Raw genomic sequence first — 17,693 nt, forward strand, 5'->3', positions numbered from 1 at the left:
TGCTAATTTGCTAATTATAAATTACCTATCGTATGAAAAGAATCTTTAATTTTTTATGAGAAAGAGTTCAATGCAACCGTAACTGAGCACAAAGTTTCACCCAATGCACAGTGGCATTATGAAGTATATGCTACCAACACCTTGCATTTTGCTTTCTTTGATGACGTGAGTCGTTGGGATTACCTCATTGAAGTTTGGGTAGCTCCTACAAAAAACGACCTGATAAAAGCTATCAATGCAAATAAAAAATAAACCCCTAAAATGAATCAAGAAATCTTCACCGCTCTACAAAACAAACTCAAAGTAGGCAACCGCCGTGGCGTGCACCTCAACGCTATTCCTGCTGCTTCGCGCTATAAATTTGATATTGCACGACTTTCGGCTATCTTCAAGAGCTTGCCCGAACGCTTTATCCTCGACCTCCTTACCCTGCGCAACCTCAACTTTTCGTTTTCTATTCACGATACCGAAAGTACTGATATAGACCGCCGTAGCGCCTCTTCCGAGAGCCGCAACAACAGCTTTGAACGCAATCCCGCCCTCGAAAAACTCGTAGATAGCATCGAAAACCTGATGTTCCAAAGCGAGGTTATCACTTCCGAAAAAGGGGTGAACACACTCGGCTTTGGCTTCCCCATACTGTTGCGCCGCGATATGGGCGACGGACAACTCACGGCTGCGCCTATCCTAATTTGGTCGGTGAAGATAAAGCCGGCTACCCAAATGAATACGTGGGTGATAAGCCGCAATGAGGACGACCCTATCTACCTGAACGAGGTGCTCACCAACCACCTGCAAAACGATTCAGGCGTAAGCCTCAAACCCATCCCCGACGAGATGCTGGAAGACGGCAAAATCGATAAACCTGAACTGCACTCTCTTTGTTCGGATATCCTCAACCAACTGAAAGTTACCCAAAACTTGGATTTCTTGCTGAACAACTATACCGAAATTCTCCCCCTAAAAACAAAAGCGGAGTACGAGGAACTTTTGCCTAACAAAGGCGATGCTTTTATAGAAAAATGCGGTATCCTCTCCCTCTTTGAAGTCCAAAAACAGAATATCATCAACGATTACGAATCGCTGAAAAAGGAATTTGTACCTTTGGAGGCAACAGCTAATGAACAATTCCAATCGCTGAGCGCTATTGAAACCGACCCCTCTCAACAGTCGATTTTGGAATCGCTGAAAAGTCAGCAGAAAATACTCATTCAAGGTCCCCCAGGTACGGGCAAGAGCCAAACGCTCACGGCAATTCTCATCAATGCTTTGGAAAACAAACAGAAAACATTAGTAGTCTGCGAGAAGCAAACTGCCCTCGAAGTACTCTACAACGCCTTGCAAAACAAAGGTTTGGGTAAGTATTGCACAATGATAAAAGACGCTATTGCCGACCGCAGATTCATTGTAGATGCCGTGCGTAACCATATCGATAATGCCGAGTTTAAAAAAGAAACACCAGCCTTTCCCGAAAAACTCCTTGCTGAACAAGTGCAAGCAATGCGCAAAATCACAACAGATATCAATGCTATTCACCACAAACTCAACCAACCGCTCCTCAACCAACTGTCGTGGACAGATGTAATGGCGGAGCTAATGCGCTACGAAACAGATAGAGAAGAACTCGACCTCTCGGCTTTTTCCTTTCAGTTTACCGATGAAGAATTTACCTCTCTCGCACCCCTTTGGCAACAAGGTGAGGCGCTCTATCAGCGGTATGCACCCTACGCTCAAAATCATTTGTTCAACCCCAAAAAACTCACCGCTACCAATCTGTTTAACACCCAACAACAACTCGCCGAAGCCTTCAAACAATATGCGCAACAGTGGGAGGTTATCCAGCAACAGAAAGCCGTTTATAAAGCCTATTACTTGCACAAACGCAAAGAGGAATTTGTACAACAGCTGGATACCTTAGCGCAATATCGCAATGAGTATGAGCTGATTACCGCTACGCTCCCCCCTACTTCACCTGTGTATCAACCAGAAGTAACCAAAGGATTTTTCTACAAACTCTCAGCACTCTTTTCTGCTGAGAAAAAGCAGGTGCTGAAAACCCAAAAACGCTTGCAAGAACTCTGTACAGCGATTAAAGCACTCAGTTTGCACCGTAATTTTTTGTCGATTGCTATTTCGGATAACTTATTGCTCAACAAAACTATCATCGCCGAGTACACTCCTGCCATTGCCCAAGCGCAAACCGATTTCGACAGCAAAGCTAATGCTGATTTCGCTGCCTTAGACCTGCTGAATTACTACGAACGATCGTTTGTAAACGCCGATTTAGACAAGCTCATAAGCGAAGTGAAATCGCTTAAAAACCGCATAGAAGCTGATAGTTGGCTCGACGCTGTCAATTTTGGCAATACCTTTGCCGAGTTTGAAGCCTTTATCACCCGCAGCTTGGCGACTTACAACAGCTATCAAGCCGACCCTGCACAGCCTTTGGTGGCTCAGTACGAGTGGTTTGCATTCTTTCAATCGCTTAACGATTTCCAAGAACGCATTGTTTTATCACTTACCAAAGTAACGCATTGGGAAGCTTCCTTCCTCTATGCTTATTACACCTTGCTCTTGCAACGAAATGCCGATGATACGCTAAACTTCAACGAGCGCGATTACGCCGATTTTAAAAAGAAAGTACACTACTTCGCCTCTGCCCAAAAAGATTTTATCGAGGGCTATTGGAATACCCAACAACGCAAAGCTGTAAAAACGTTTGAAGAGACTAACAAAGATCTCACTGTGGCAAACCTCTACAATAAGCGCAAAAGTGAAAAACACAGTCGCCTCACCTTGAGACAAATAGCGATGAAGGACACCGACCTCTTTACGAGTTTCTTCCCTATTATCCTCACTACCCCCGATGCTTGTTGCAATCTGTTTGAGGGCAAAAATTTCTATTTCGACAATGTGGTGTTCGACGAGGCAAGTCAGCTGAAACTCGAAGACAACTTGCCGGCTATGCTCAAAGGCAAGACGATTATCATCGCAGGTGATGAACACCAAATGCCGCCGTCTAACTACTTTAGCAAAGTATTCGACGGTAGTGCTGAAGATGAGGACGACAACGAGGAAGAAGATGAAGTCCTCACCTACAAAAATGCGATGCTGAACATAGAGTCGCTCTTGGATTACGCTTTGGAGTACCAATTCAGTAAGAACCATTTAGATTTTCACTATCGTTCTAAACACCCTTATCTGATTGATTTTTCTAACCACGCTTTCTACAACGCCCGATTGCGTCCGCTACCCAGCACCGAAAATCGTATCCCTATCCATTTCACTCAGGTAAATGGCACATTCGATGAGCATATCAACCGTGAGGAAGCTGCCGAAGTATTGCGTATCCTCTCACAAATAGAACCTCGTGCCGACGGTAGTTACCCATCGGTGGGGATTGCGACCTTCAATATCACCCAGCGCAACTACATACGCAAACAGATACTCCAAAAGCAAAACGACCCTACTCAAACGGCTTTCCGCGAGAAAATCAACGCCTTAGAACAAGCAGGACTCTTTATCAAGAACTTGGAGAACATACAAGGAGACGAGCGCGATATCATCATCTTATCGGTAACTTATGGCAAGAAGAAAGGTGGCAAGTTCGTACAGAGTTTTGGTCCGCTGAACTTCTCCAAAGGCTACAAACTGCTGAATGTGATTATCACCCGCGCCAAGGAACAGATATACGTGTGCAACTCTATTCCCGAAGAATTGTTAGCAACCTATAAAGACGCTTTAGCGCAAGAAGGGGCTAACAACCGCCGCGCTGTGCTCTACGCCTACCTCGCCTACGCCCGTGCCGTAAGCGACGGCAATGATGCCCTCCGCCGTGAAATACTATCGGAACTCGACCTCTACGGACACAAACACACCGATGTCGACCAGCAAAGTAAAAGTGCTTTTAAAGAACAAACCTACCGTCAGCTCAAAGAAAAATACCCCGACCAGCGTATCACTATGGACTACGAGTTTGGTGGTTATACTATCGATATTTTGTTAGAACCCAAAGAAGGCAAGCCCGTAGCTGTAGAATGCCTCAGCAAACCCCTTTACAACAACGATTTAGCCTATTTAGAAGACCTGCACAAGGAAAAAATATTGCTCAACGCCGGCTTTGACTACAAAAGGAAATGGGCGAAATGATAATGACGAGGGACGAATTACGAGGGACGAGGGACGAATTACGAATGACGAGGGACGACTATTGTATTTCTTGTTAAAAGGTTATTATTTGTTTTTGTTTAGGCATTTAATATATAAAACATTGAAAAGTTAGTTAGATTTGGGGTAATGTATCAAATAACTTGTTGAATTCTAAGCAGTACAACAACCTAATTGACAAACGGCACGAGCGACACGCAAAAAGAGAAAATGGGAAAGAAAATAAATAAAATAATAAATATTTTATACTATTTTTTAGTGTTTATAGTCATTGTTACTACCATAACAATCATTGTAAACGGAAAATCACTTGACTTTTTTTGGTACTTAACAAAAGAATGTCATACAAACAACAATCCTTTGACTTGTGGATATTTGTTTTATTATACCTTTGGATATTTAAGCATAGCACTTTCTTTTGTAATCAATAAAGATGGCATTCCTCCAATCATTGATCACATTCTTTTTAGTATAGGAGCTCTCGTTGCTGGTTGTTTGTGGTGGGGTATATGCTTTCTGCTTAAAAAAGGACTACAAAAAGGTTCAATTTTAATACTAACTCTCATTGAAAAGTGGCGAAATGCGCATTCCAACAGAAGAAAATAATAAATTAACGTCAGTTCGATATAACAAAATATTGATTTACAGCTTTGTATTATAATATATTTACAAAACAATTCACCGTCAGGTGAAAATTCGTGTTTCACATACCCAGCTGCGCCAACTCGCTGGCTTTGTGGGAGATTTAAAATGTTTCGCTGATTGTTAAATGAATACTTACGCCGAACTCACGTTATCTTAGAGTTTAGGTTTGTAAAAGAAATTAAAAAACACGAGAAATATGGAAACCGTTGATATTATAAATAATATAATGGATAAATATTATTTTACAGAAGAAATAAAAGATGATGAAGAATTGAAAGCTATTCTAAAAAAAGAAATTGATAAATCATCATTTAATAATGCAATATATACATTAATAGAAAAAAAGGACTTAGAAACAGTACAAAATGTTATCCTAACGGGGTGGTTGTTAAATTGTTTTAATCCCTCTAACGAAGAACCTTTAAGGAGATTGCTTTTATTGAATTTTCATAATTCCCACGAAGATATTGTTGATTTATTTCAAACAATGTGGAATAATAGTACCAAAAATATACCTATTCTATTAAAAGCGATAGATAATATCCCTGAGTATTTAGAAGACGATGACTTCAAATATCCTTATATACGAAAAATCATCTATGCTATAGGAGCTCAACCACAGCCTGAGAGTCTTTTAGCATTAGAGCAATTAGCAGCTGAAACTAATGATATAAAAATAAAGGAATTGGCTTTGCACCAGTTAGAAAAAAGGAAGGAATAAATAACTAGAGGTAGAATATTGTTTTTCTTGTTAAAGGGTTATTATTTGTTTCTGTTTAAACAGCTTTACATTGAAAGTTAGTTAGATATGGGGTAATGTATCAAATACCTTGTTGAATACTAAGCAGTACAATAACCTAATTGACAAACGGTACAAGCAACATAAAACGCACCTATGCGAGATGCAAGCCGTTTTTGATAAACACTAATAAAATACAAATAAACAATATGAAAAAAATCATTACAACCCTAACAACGCTTGTTTTATTAGCTCCTTGTGGCGCCCAATCTCTCCAAAAAGGAAAGGATTATGGGGTAATCTCTGGAAAATTAGACTTCTCTATGCCTAATCAAAAGATGCGACTTATTCATAACGATAAACTCTTTAAGGAGATTGCTGTTGGCAATGATGGTTCTTTCCGAGATACCATACCCGTTATAAGCAATGATCATACCTACTATCTTGAGGATCCTATATCGCTTTCTTTGTATATAGATAACAAAACCAATATAGAGATTTTTATGAGTATGCAACCTCTTAAGGTAACCGTATCAGGAGCGCAAGCCGAGCAAACTCAGTATTTCATAGAAAGGGATCACTTCTTTAAAGAAAAAATATCCGATGCGTATAACACCCTCTTCCTACAAGAACCTCAGGAGTTTAAAAAAAACATTAGGGCGCTATTAGGCGAATTGAAAAGAAAATTAGAAAGCTATAATTTTGACAATGAATTCCTCAAAAACCAACAAAATTGGATTGACTACAACTATATATATGCTTTGATAAAATATCCTGATATATATAAATTCTTCATCCGTAAGGAAGTGGAACTCCCCAAAGATTTCTATGCCGAAAGAGATGCGATAGACTTTGATAATGCACAAGAATTTGAGCGCAATGAAGTCTATAGAACTTTGGTGAAAATCAAATACTTTGAACAAATAGGTGAAAACCCCAACAATCCCGAGCGAATAGATAATTTCATAAAGCTAATAAGCACTCTCAAATCGGATAATATTCGTGCTTATTTTGCGGAAAACTTGGTACTCTTGATAAAACCTGGCAATACTGAAAATAAGAAAATACTGAACTTTATACTCCACAATGTAAAAGATAAGAAAGTAATACAAGATGCTAAAGAAGCTTATCACAAAACGCTGAAATTAGCTCCTGGAAAACCGGCTCCGCTATTCACCAACTATGAAAATGCTCAAGGAGGAACAACTTCTCTTACAGATCTCAAAGGGAAACGCTTGTATGTGAGTATATGGACTACTTGGTGCCTCCCCTGTAAAACAAAACTTGCTGACCTTAGGGTTTTACAGGAAAAACTCAAAGGAGAAAACATTGAGTTTGTAAGTATCGCTATAGACAACGATAAGCAAGAGTGGCGAGAAATGGTAAAGAAAAGAGAATACAAAGGGGTGCAACTCATTACCGATAAAGCCTCTGAATCTCAATTTATTAAAGAATGTGGCATCACACAAATTCCTACTTTTCTCATTATAGATGAGAAAGGAAGAATCGTAAGTCTCAATGCGCCCCAGCCTTCCGACCCTAATATAGAGAAAGTATTAAAAGGTAAAAAGTAACAGGTTGATGCGTCGCTACATTTTGATAATCAGTTGCTTTTAGAGTATGTTGTGTAGACACTGCCCAAAAAGTCTCAAAATCGCTTTTGCATCATAAACTTTGTCAAAGTCCCAAAACTTTGACAAAGTCTATAAACCTGATAATCAATAACTTTTAGTCACATTGTAGGGGCGTTTTGCAAACGCCCACATAAATAAAACTTTTCGGACGCCCCCCTAAAAACAAGCCTAATTATTCGCAACCTATTTTTATATTGACTATAAATTAATCCTATAATGAAACACCTCTTTCTAACACTATTACCCCTTTTTGCCTTTGGTCAAACCGATTCTATACCTATTGCGCCTCCTCCTCCCCCTCCTATGCGGATAAGAGTGATAAGCGACATCGTTCGAGACCAAGAAAAACTATTAGTTGTGCTCTCTCAACCTAACGACAAGAAAAGGTCTAAACATTACGACGATTACTGGAACGACTATATAGAATCACACCCTAACGACCAAGATTTAGAAGGCAAAAAACCTATTTACTACTACTTTTTTTACTTAGTAGATGAAATTGACGACGCTCAATGGCTCAAAAAAAATGGCATCCCTACTGATAAAAACGTGTATGCTGTATGTGATTATGATGGTGACGTAATGTATTATAAAGAAGCTACTATACCCGAAATGCATCGCAAAAAATTGTTCTATGACGATACTGAAGCTGAGGTGCGCACTACCGCCACTGCTCGCCTTATCGACAAAGTGCTTACCAACCCCCAAGCTCCTATAGAAGATGTAGAAAAGGCTTTTCACAAAATGGTGACCAACAACTATGATTTACAACTACAAAAGGTAGAAAATTACATCTTAAAGCTAACCCCTAAACAACTGCGCTGGCAGTGGAAACGCTTAGTGGAAGCCCATTATCGCGATAGAAAAATAAATGAGGAGTATACCCGTTTGCTCATACGCAACTACACTACATTCTACAACCAGAATTTCCTGCAAATTATCTTTCACACCGAATACATCCCTGATGCTACCGACCTAAAGGCAATGGCTTACTTTATCAAATTCTATGAAGAAGCTGTAAAAATCCCTGATGCTGAGAGACTATTTCTCTATAGTTATGATCTCTATGAGTTCTTTCAAAAACTCACCACAGCCCATCGCGAGTTACTCCCCGATATAGAGATCGTTACCGCCGAAGCCAAAAGAAAAGGAATTATAGATTAATCCTTCCTTTTTTACAATATACTAAATGCTCTGGCTCACTTTTTGCTGCTAAGCCCTAAAAACTAAATTAACTAATATCTAAAAATGAAAGTACTCCCCTTATTAGCGCTCTTGCCGCTCTCTTTGGCTGCGCAAACCCCCATTCCTTCAGGAAATTATAAAGCCAACTCTCTTGGCAATGCTTTAGAATTGAGATTCCTCCCCAACGGCACTTACGAACTGATTGCTACCTCGGGCGAGTACGTTCTCAAAGATAAAAAAATACTTTTTCAACCTCAAACCTCTTCTTTTGTTGTTGAGAAAAAACAAAGCGACAGTCAGCAATTGCAAATCACCCTCAAAACACCGCCTCGCACAGGTGCCGATCCGCGTTATCTCTACATTGGGTATGAAAATGCTAAAGGAGAAGTGGAGTACGTATGCGTTTATAACAAAATCGATTCTTTAGAGAATATTGAAGAAAAAAAGGATAGCAATGGCGAAACTTACTATGTGCTCGAAAGTTTTGAAGTACCCCGCACTGCCAATCTCTACTTAGTTGATGCTCACCAAGCTGCCCACAGCAAAAACAAGGAAGTAAACATCCAAAAATTCCCTATTGGCAAAGATACAAATGCTGTGGAAATCGCTGTTTTAGCAGGTGGTAATTCCTTCAACCTCAACGGGGTTTACAATCCCGACAAACAAACTATTTCGGTTTCGGAAGGCAATAGCAGCAATGCCATTGTCTTTAGCAAACCAAACGACAAACCCAATCCTAACCAAGTACCTGTCGCTTCTAAAGAAAACGTAAGTCAATGGGCTCACTTCATCGACTTTGAAAAAGAACGCGATATTCCTCGATACGACCCCGATAAAAAAACCAAAGAAAAAACCAAAGCCGTAGTTTCGGTGCCTAAAAACCTCAATGTTGCCCTCGCTTCAGCCGATAAACAAAGTCGTTTAGTGGTAGTGTTCCAGCAACCTGATAACTCAAAAGCAAAAGCTGAATTTGATGATTTCTTCGCTAAATACAAAGAAGACGGTAGTGGCTATAACGACGATGATGACGATAACAGTCCGCTTTATCCTTACGAGTTCTATTTGGCTACTGCCAAAGACCTCAAAACCCTCAAAGCCAAAGGAGTTCCTGCAGGTAACCAAGTAGTTCTGTTAGACGTTGCAGGCAATGTGCTTTATTCACAACCCGCAACCATCAGTGAGGTTGCCAGTGATGAGCTCTTTACTTCTAACGAAAATGTAGCCCGTTTCAGCACTATTGCAATGGCACGCGCACTCGATAAAGCCTTGAGTAACCCTAAACTACCCGTAAAAGAACTGCAAAACATTTTCACCACTTTCCTCAAAAAGGACAGTCAGCGTGTGTATTTATTAGCAAAGAATCGTCCGGAACAAAAAACCGGCGATAGCAATGAGGAAGAAGCTTTTGACTATATTGCGCAAGAAGCCGAAGATTATTTCTCTAATCTCAAGAATCCCAAAGGTATTTACCAAATGCAACTCACCCCAGAGCAGGCAATCTCCCAATGGGAACGCGTGGTGAATGCTCATAAAAAGGACACTAAACTCGACCCTGAGTACGCTTTCTTGCTCTCCCTCAACAATACCGAAAGCAACTATTACTACCGCATTTTCAACGCCGAAAAACCTGCAACTACCGCCGATATAGATGCGGTTGCTTATTTGGTGAAATTCGCCGATGATATCAAAGCCTACAACAAAAAAATTGAAGGTAACGACGACAACTATATGGGCTATAACGAACGTTTGAACAAAGGAATCATAGAAGTAAATTACGGAGAACTATCTAACCAACTCGACCGTATCGTTTTCAACGACAAAAAACTCTTTGAACCCGTAAAAACTGTTTATAAAGAAGGTTTGAAAAAGAACCTTTTCTCCGCCGATAACTACATCGATTTTCTCTATGATAACAATGTAGATGAAGCCGCAGCTTACTTCGGTGAATACTACAAAAATCTATTGCAAAAGGATAGCAATCTCATCGCTGCATTAGACAAGGCTTTTTCGGAAGGCGATGATGAGAACAGTTGGAAATACTACAAAATGCGTTTTGCAAATCGCGCTAACAACATTGCTTGGAAAGTGTTTGAAGAGCACAAACAAAACCCCGATAAATTGAATGAGGCTTTCCAATGGTCGAGTTCGGCAGTACAATTAGAACCCGAAAATTCTTATTATTTAGACACTTTTGCCCACCTCTTGTACGCACGTGGTGAAAAGCAAAAAGCCTTAGAAATACAAGAAAAAGCTGTTAAAAATCTCCCTAAGGCCGAATATGGTGGCGATGATGAAAAATCAGAGATTCAAACCAATTTTGAAAAAATGAAGAAAGGAGAGATTTAGGGGGCAGTCACTACACTTTGTCAAAGTCCAAGGACTTTGACAAAGTCTATAAAATACTTTCTTTTTTGTGATAAACTTTTGTTTTAAGCTCTTGGGTTGTTATACATATATCATAACCTTCTTCTTTTAATCCATTCAAAAGTTTGAAATCACAAGTCCAGATTTTATGGCCTTTTTCCAAATGAAGTGCAACAAAAGGATAATCGTCAGGGTCTATGCTTTTGACTATATTTTTAGCTTTATCTATATATACTCTTGGAATATCTTTTACTTTGAAGAAAATAATATTTTGTATAAATCTTTTGAGAAGGACATTAGCTTGCCTTTTGGTCAAATGATTATCTTTCATAATTTCAGGTAAATGTTCATTAACCTCATCTAAAAGGTAATCAGGGGCAATAAATTGAATTGTTTTCTTTTTATCACTCAAAATGGTAGCTATAACTCCTTCTGGTTTATAGAAACAGCTATAAATAATGTTGGTATCCGAAATAACTATCATATAGCTTGTTTTTCTTCCATTTTAGCAAGTTCTTCATCCCAACGACGTGCAATGTTTTTATTAGATTCTTTTGACATTGCCATAATTTTATCGCGGTATTTGATAGGAATACCATATTCATCTTCTTCGAGTTCTTCAGTAGCAATTGCTTCTTTTTTAGTTTCCTTTATCTTGGTAACTTTAACAAAATCAAGAGTTTTTGCGTACTTTATAAAACTCATAGCCATTGGGCTATTATCGTTAATGGTTATAGTATAAATCATAATAATTCAATTGATAATTGATAATTAATAGTTTATAAGCCTCAAAAATTGCGCCAAATTAGGGGTCAGGTTTCAGGGGTCAGGGGTTATAGTATACTTTTGACAGCCTTGTCTGACCCGTCTGACTTATCCGAGTTGTCTGACTCCGTCTGACTTGTCTGACCTCCCCAGCTTGTATTGTAACAACAAACAATAAAGCAATATAGGAAAAGTCCCCTTGAAAAAACTGCCGTATCTTTGCCCCAGAAATTCAAATTACACCCTATGAAATCTATCACTCATAACGATTACACCCAGCGCATCAACAAGGTAGCGGAATACATCAACCGTCACCTTGATGAGCCTATCGAACTGAAAACATTAGCCGATATTGCCCACTTGTCGCACTTTCACTTTTGTAGGATTTTCAAAGTGCTGAAAGGTGAATCGCCTATCGCTTTTATCGCGCGTTTGCGCATAGAAACCGCTGCCCAACTGCTGCGCTACTCTACCCTCCCTATAGAGCAAATAGCCTTCAATATAGGCTATGAAACCCCTGCATCGCTCTCTAAAGCCTTTAAAAACCAATATGGCATTACCCCTACCGAGTACAGAACTAATAAAGATATCTACATTATGAAAAAAGAAATCATCAACCCCGATTTGGCTCTCAAAGCTCCTAAAATAATGGAACTCGAGCCTAAAAACCTCATCTATGTAGCCCTTACCGGCGGATATGGGTCTTTAGACTACGGCAAAGCCTACGAACAATTATGGGCGGTTGTAAAATCGCAAAAGCTATTTTCCAAAGGCATCGAGTCGATATGTGTATCGTACGACGACCCTAAAATTACCGAAGCCTCCCTGCAACGTTCGGAAGTAAGTTTGGCTATTCACAAACCTGCGCTCCCTGAAGGAGAGGTGAGTTGCAAAACCTTAGCAGGAGGCAAGTATGCCGTCTTTTTCTATCAAGGCAGTTACAGTCAGCTCTCTGCCGTTTGCGATGCTGCAATGCGTTGGGTAGTAGAAAATGAATACGAACTGCGCGATGAGCCTATGTTCGAGAAATACCTCAACGACGCTCGCCGCACCCCCGAAGAAAAACTAAAAACAGAAATCTATATCCCCATTAATTGATTTGTCGATTTTCTAATTTGCTAATTCTCTAATTTACTAATTTTTAACATTATGCTTCTTACAAAAACTGAAAAAACCGCAGGGATTGTTTTAGCAATCCTTCTATTATTGCTCACACTTTCAGGGAGTGGTTATTTCTTCTTCACTTTGAAAGTAAACTTTGTGCAATGGCTTGCTTACAACGCTTGCTCACCCAGCAGCTTAGTGTATTTAGCTTGCTTTATCGCCTTTTGGCTCACCAAAAAGAGCTTTTGGCTACCCCTTGCCTTCCTGCCGATGTACTATTTCGGCACTATGGGACTCTTCACATTCACGTGGAGCGGCGCTAATATCTTTGCCCAACTGTCGCATATCACGATGACGCTCAACTTGCTATGGGCAGGCTATACCCTTTACCGCATCGGTGATTACAAAGGATTCGCACAAGGCTTGTTGTGGAGCATACTATTATTTGTGCCTTACATCGCTTTTGTGATGTACTACTGCCGCACCCACGCCGAGGAAATTAGTAACTTGCTACAAATGACGCCTTAAAAATGCTATCGGTTTTATTAGACCTTTCTGTTCATCATCAGACTCCTCAGACTTGTCAGAGTCGTCGGATAACTCTGATAAAACCGACTTTATTCAAAAGTAAAAAATCCCTTGCAGTTTGCACTGCAAGGGATTTTTTCTAAAGTAAAGTAACTATTTCATTAATTGATTACTGCTTTTGGAAGAACATTGTAGTTCCTCCAAGGCTAAGCGTAAGTGTTTGGTTGTTATTGCTAAAGCTAAAAGGGATAGGTACTTTTTGTCCGTTAGAAACGTTGTAATATTTGCCTCCTTCTTTTACATAGTCGTAGCTTTCCACCTTACCTGCTTGGCATTGTGTGCTGTTTGCAGGCAGGGTATAGTAAAGCGAAAAGCCTATAGAGCTCGCTACTATACTACCTGTAAAGCAAGCAGGAGTACCCGCAGGATAAGTAGTGCCTCCTGCTTCTATTTTGGTAAGTTTCCAATAACCTACAAAAGGATCGAGATAACTATAGTCTACTCCTTTTTTGTGAAGGATATTTGTTTCTTGAAAACCTAAATTGTTCTCAAAAGTGAGAATAAGTTCTTTGCCCTTTATTTCATATTTCATAGGCTTCATTTTCTTTCCTTTAGGACCATTAGGAGAATTGCTAGCAACACTATAATTTATCTCACCATTAGAGAGGGTGTAATCAAGAATAAAGGGAGTATATTTACATTCGGAACCTTCTAAATGATACCATTCTTCTTTTATTTGAGTATCGGAAAATGAGCGATAACCCCGTTTAGCACGATCGTCAGGAAAACCCCAACTCATAGGTTTTCCATTACTTCCAGAGTTATTATACATAGTATAAATATACCAATCTCCTTTGAGCGAAGTGCTACCTCCGCCGTTGTCGTCGTCTTTCCCGCAAGAGGAAACGCATAATGCTGTGGCAACCAGTGCCGAAAAAATTAGTTTTTTCATATAATTATTATTTAGTGAGCCCCCGAACCCCCGAAGGGGAACAAGCCGCAAAAGTTATTGGATTATTAGTTTTTATCAGACAAGTCAGACTAGTCGGACGTGTCAGACCAGTCAGATTCCTGACCCCTGAACCCTGACACCTATCATCGGGGCAAAAATAATAAAAAATATCTTTATATCCTATTTTTTTTTAACTTATTTTATATTTCGTCTCTCGTCATTCGCTCCTCGTCATTCGTAACTCGTCATTCGTAACTCGTCATTCGTAACTCGTCATTTCCTTACATTCTTTCTATATTTTTCGCTCTTGCTTTCTTTTCATTTTGTTGTTTATCAAACTGCTACATTTTTAGTTATCTATATTTTCACTATCTGATGTTTTTAGTATATCTTTAACGTTTTATCTTTGCGGCAGAATTAGGTATTAGGTGTCAGCTCTTACCTCTTACCTCTTAACTTTTAACTAAAATGAAAGGAAAACAAAGAACTTTATTAAACAGTATTGGCAAGCTCACCTTGCTACTACTTTTTAGCTTGCTTTCTACCGCCCTTTCTGCCCAAAACAAAAAGATTAGCGGAAAGGTAATCGATGAAAAACACCAGCCCGTGCTGGGGGCATCGGTGGTGGTGAAAGGCACTACTAAGGGTACTACTACCGATTTCGATGGGAATTTCACGATAGATGTACCTGCTAAAGCCACGCTATCGGTTTCATTTATAGGGTATCACACCCAAAATGTAGCAGTAGGCAACCAAAACCAACTCTCTATCGTGCTCAAAGAAGAACAAGAGCAGTTAGACGAGGTAGTGGTGGTAGGTTATGGTACCGTCCGCAAGAAAGACCTTACGGGAGCGGTTACTTCGGTGTCTAACAAAGCCCTCAAGGAGAAACCTATTGCCAACGCTGGGGAAGCGCTCCAAGGGCGTGCTGCTGGGGTGCAAGTAACCTCGGCGGGAAAACCTGGTGACAATGTGTCGTTTCGCATTCGGGGTATCAGCACGATTAACAACAGCGAACCGCTACTGGTTATCGATGGGGTACCTACCGACCTCGGTATCAACGCCCTCAACGTAGATGATATAGAAAATATTGATGTGCTAAAAGATGCTTCGGCAACTGCCATTTACGGCTCTCGTGGTGCCAATGGGGTGGTGCTTATCACTACCAAAAAAGGAAAAAATGGCGACGGCAAACTGTCGTTTAGTACCAATATTGCTCTCCAACAAGCTACCAACTTACCTGTGATGCTCAACGCCCGCGAGTTCGCTTCTTATCACAACGAGATGATTGCCAACTACAACCGTACCCCTGGGGTGAGTCCGCTTTCACAACGCCCTGATTTTGCTAATCCCGAAGACTGGGGCGAAGGCACTAACTGGCTCAAAGCGCTTTTCCGCCCTGCTTTTATGCGTAACTATTCGCTTTCATACTCAGGCGGTAACGACAAGAGCAATTACTACGTATCAGCTGGGGTGTTCGACCAAGATGGGATTATCCTCAACACTTCTTACCGCCGTTATACAGTGCAGTTCAATGGCGAGTCGCGCGTAAAACCGTGGATTAAGTTTGGCAACAACCTCACTCTCAGTCACGACGAAAAGAAATCGGGCGACTACAACATCCGTATGGCAATGGCTTCTTTGCCTACACAACCTATTTACAATGAAGACGGCAGCTACTCAGGTCCGGATTCGCCTGCCCATCAGTACAGCGATATCCGCAACGTGATAGGTACTGCCCTTATCAACGGACAAAACACTACCAAAGGCTATAACATTTTGGGGAATATCTTTGCCGAGATTACTCCCGTAAAACATTTGGTATTCAAAACCACTGGAGGGCTTGATTTTAAATATTGGGACAACCGCAGTTTCTCCCCTAAATACAACTGGAAACCAATACCTAATCCGCTCTCTAACCTCTACCAAGATGCTAACAAGAGCACTACTCTCCTTTGGGATAACACACTCACTTATACCAATACTTTTGCCCAAAAGCACTTCCTCAATGTGATGGTGGGCACCAGTGCGCAAAACAACGTGTATAGCAAAATCAATGCGAGTGTGAGCAACTTCTTGAGCGACCAGCAAAACCAACTCAGCAAAGGCTTGGAAAACCCTACAGTAGGCGGTACGATGAACGATTGGGCTATCCTCTCTTTCATCGGGCGACTCAACTATACTTATGCCGATAAGTACTTGCTCACTGCTACGGTGCGTCGCGATGGTTCTTCGCGTTTCTCCAAAGAAAACCGCTGGGGTACTTTCCCTTCTTTCTCTTTGGCGTGGCGCGCATCAAATGAGTCTTTCTTCCCTAAAAACGACTATGTAAACGATGTGAAATTGCGCGTGGGTTACGGTATGACTGGTAACCAAGGCGGTATTGATAACTATGCTTATTTCACCAAATTACGCACAGGGCAATATGTGTTCAACAACAATTTGGTGTCTACCCTCTATCCTCACGTGATGCCTAACCCTAATGTAAAATGGGAAACCGTAGAGCAATTCAATGGGGGTATTGACCTTGCGCTACTCAAAAACCGCTTGAACCTCACTTTCGATGCCTATATCAAAAACACCAGCGATATGTTGGTGCCAATGGCGGTATCAGTAAGCTCTGGCTATTCGGATATCAACGTGCCAAGTATCAACGCTGGTAAAGTGGAAAACAAAGGGGTAGAGCTCACAGTATCATCAGTGAATGTGAATAAAAAGGACTTCCAATGGAATACTGATGTAAACGTATCGTTCAACCGCAACAAAATTGTGAAGATGAACGATGGTGTGCCTTTGTTCACTGGTTTTGAGGCGTTCCTCACCAAATTGCAAATCCTCTCCGAGGGTCACCCTGTAAACGCTTTCTATGGCTATGTAATGAACGGACTTTTCCAAAACCAAACAGAGGTGGACAACTATGCTACCCAAGTGGAAAACGGTACCGCCCCTGGTGATGTGAAGTTCCGCGACCTCAACAACGACGGGGTCATCAATGCCGAAGACCGTACTTATATCGGCAATCCGTTCCCTGAATGGACATTCTCTATGAACAACAATTTCAACTACAAAAACATCGATTTACAAATATTTTTACAAGGTGTAGCAGGCAACGATATCTACAATGCCAACCGTATATGGCAAGAGGGAATGTCGGTGCCACAAAACCAAATTGCCAAAGTAAAAGACCGCTGGACAGGCGAGGGCACTAGCAATAGCATTCCGCGTGCTATCTATGGCGACCCCAACCAAAATGCGCGTCACTCTACCCGCTTTGTAGAAGATGGTTCGTATTTGCGCATCAAGAACGTAACTTTGGGGTATACACTTCCTAAAGAGGTTACTCAAAAATTCCACACCGATATGTTGCGCATATATCTGTCTTGCCAAAATCTCTATACTTTCACCAAATACAGCGGTATGGATCCCGAAGTAGGCACTGGTGGCGTTGATGGCGGTACTTACCCTGTAACCCGCACAGTTAGCTTTGGATTAAACGTGCAGTTTTAGGGGTCAGGCATCAGGTGTCAGGTGTCAGGCATCAGGCATCAGGTAATAAAATATAACACAATTATAAACAAAAAAAAATTACCCCTATGCAGCCTTTGTGGCT

General features: G+C 40.7%; 12 protein-coding genes. 9 read left to right on the forward strand and 3 right to left on the reverse strand.

What is annotated here, in order from left to right:
* Positions 1-261: 261 nt before the first annotated feature.
* From CBG49_RS02245 to CBG49_RS02270, 6 genes are all read left to right on the forward strand, one after another.
* Complete coding sequence (locus CBG49_RS02245; protein ID WP_088593196.1) at positions 262-4,149, forward strand: DEAD/DEAH box helicase; 3,888 nt, start codon at positions 262-264, stop codon at positions 4,147-4,149.
* Between the two features lie 228 nt (positions 4,150-4,377).
* A complete protein-coding gene (locus CBG49_RS02250) occupies positions 4,378-4,773 on the forward strand; it encodes a hypothetical protein (protein ID WP_157668350.1) in 396 nt (131 codons plus the stop codon).
* A gap of 235 nt (positions 4,774-5,008) precedes the next feature.
* Positions 5,009-5,533, forward strand: a complete 525-nt coding sequence (locus tag CBG49_RS02255; RefSeq protein WP_088593198.1) for a hypothetical protein — start codon at positions 5,009-5,011, stop codon at positions 5,531-5,533.
* Positions 5,534-5,760: 227 nt separating this feature from the next.
* Positions 5,761-7,125 (forward strand): TlpA family protein disulfide reductase, encoded by a 1,365-nt coding sequence (locus CBG49_RS02260; RefSeq protein ID WP_088593199.1) that lies wholly within the window; start codon positions 5,761-5,763, stop codon positions 7,123-7,125.
* A 276-nt stretch (positions 7,126-7,401) separates the two neighbouring features.
* Complete coding sequence (locus CBG49_RS02265; protein ID WP_088593200.1) at positions 7,402-8,349, forward strand: hypothetical protein; 948 nt, start codon at positions 7,402-7,404, stop codon at positions 8,347-8,349.
* An 84-nt stretch (positions 8,350-8,433) separates the two neighbouring features.
* Entirely contained in the window at positions 8,434-10,716 is a 2,283-nt protein-coding gene (locus tag CBG49_RS02270; RefSeq protein ID WP_088593201.1) for a hypothetical protein, read from the forward strand.
* A gap of 46 nt (positions 10,717-10,762) precedes the next feature.
* Here the strand turns inward: CBG49_RS02270 and CBG49_RS02275 are convergent, their stop codons facing one another.
* Together CBG49_RS02275 and CBG49_RS02280 are read right to left on the reverse strand one after the other, a co-directional pair.
* Complete coding sequence (locus CBG49_RS02275; protein WP_088593202.1) at positions 10,763-11,218, reverse strand: PIN domain-containing protein; 456 nt, start codon at positions 11,216-11,218, stop codon at positions 10,763-10,765.
* Positions 11,215-11,481, reverse strand: coding sequence for a glutaredoxin-2 domain protein (locus tag CBG49_RS02280; RefSeq protein WP_088593203.1), 267 nt, complete (start codon positions 11,479-11,481; stop codon positions 11,215-11,217). The genes CBG49_RS02275 and CBG49_RS02280 overlap by 4 nt, the downstream gene beginning before the upstream one ends.
* A 264-nt stretch (positions 11,482-11,745) precedes the next feature.
* Here CBG49_RS02280 and CBG49_RS02285 point away from each other — a divergent pair, with 264 nt between their 5' ends.
* Together CBG49_RS02285 and CBG49_RS02290 are read left to right on the forward strand one after the other, a co-directional pair.
* Positions 11,746-12,597, forward strand: a complete 852-nt coding sequence (locus tag CBG49_RS02285; RefSeq protein ID WP_088593204.1) for an AraC family transcriptional regulator — start codon at positions 11,746-11,748, stop codon at positions 12,595-12,597.
* 51 nt (positions 12,598-12,648) lie between these two features.
* Positions 12,649-13,131 (forward strand): hypothetical protein, encoded by a 483-nt coding sequence (locus CBG49_RS02290; RefSeq protein WP_088593205.1) that lies wholly within the window; start codon positions 12,649-12,651, stop codon positions 13,129-13,131.
* Between the two features lie 169 nt (positions 13,132-13,300).
* Here the strand turns inward: CBG49_RS02290 and CBG49_RS02295 are convergent, their stop codons facing one another.
* On the reverse strand, positions 13,301-14,083 hold the full coding sequence (locus CBG49_RS02295; RefSeq protein WP_088593206.1) for a lipocalin family protein: 783 nt from the start codon (positions 14,081-14,083) through the stop codon (positions 13,301-13,303).
* A gap of 468 nt (positions 14,084-14,551) precedes the next feature.
* Between CBG49_RS02295 and CBG49_RS02300 the strand changes: the two genes are divergently transcribed.
* On the forward strand, positions 14,552-17,590 hold the full coding sequence (locus CBG49_RS02300; RefSeq protein ID WP_088593207.1) for a SusC/RagA family TonB-linked outer membrane protein: 3,039 nt from the start codon (positions 14,552-14,554) through the stop codon (positions 17,588-17,590).
* Positions 17,591-17,693: the final 103 nt, after the last annotated feature.

Origin of the sequence: Capnocytophaga endodontalis, from assembly GCF_002209445.1 — a bacterium.
Lineage (GTDB): Bacteria > Bacteroidota > Bacteroidia > Flavobacteriales > Flavobacteriaceae > Capnocytophaga > Capnocytophaga periodontitidis.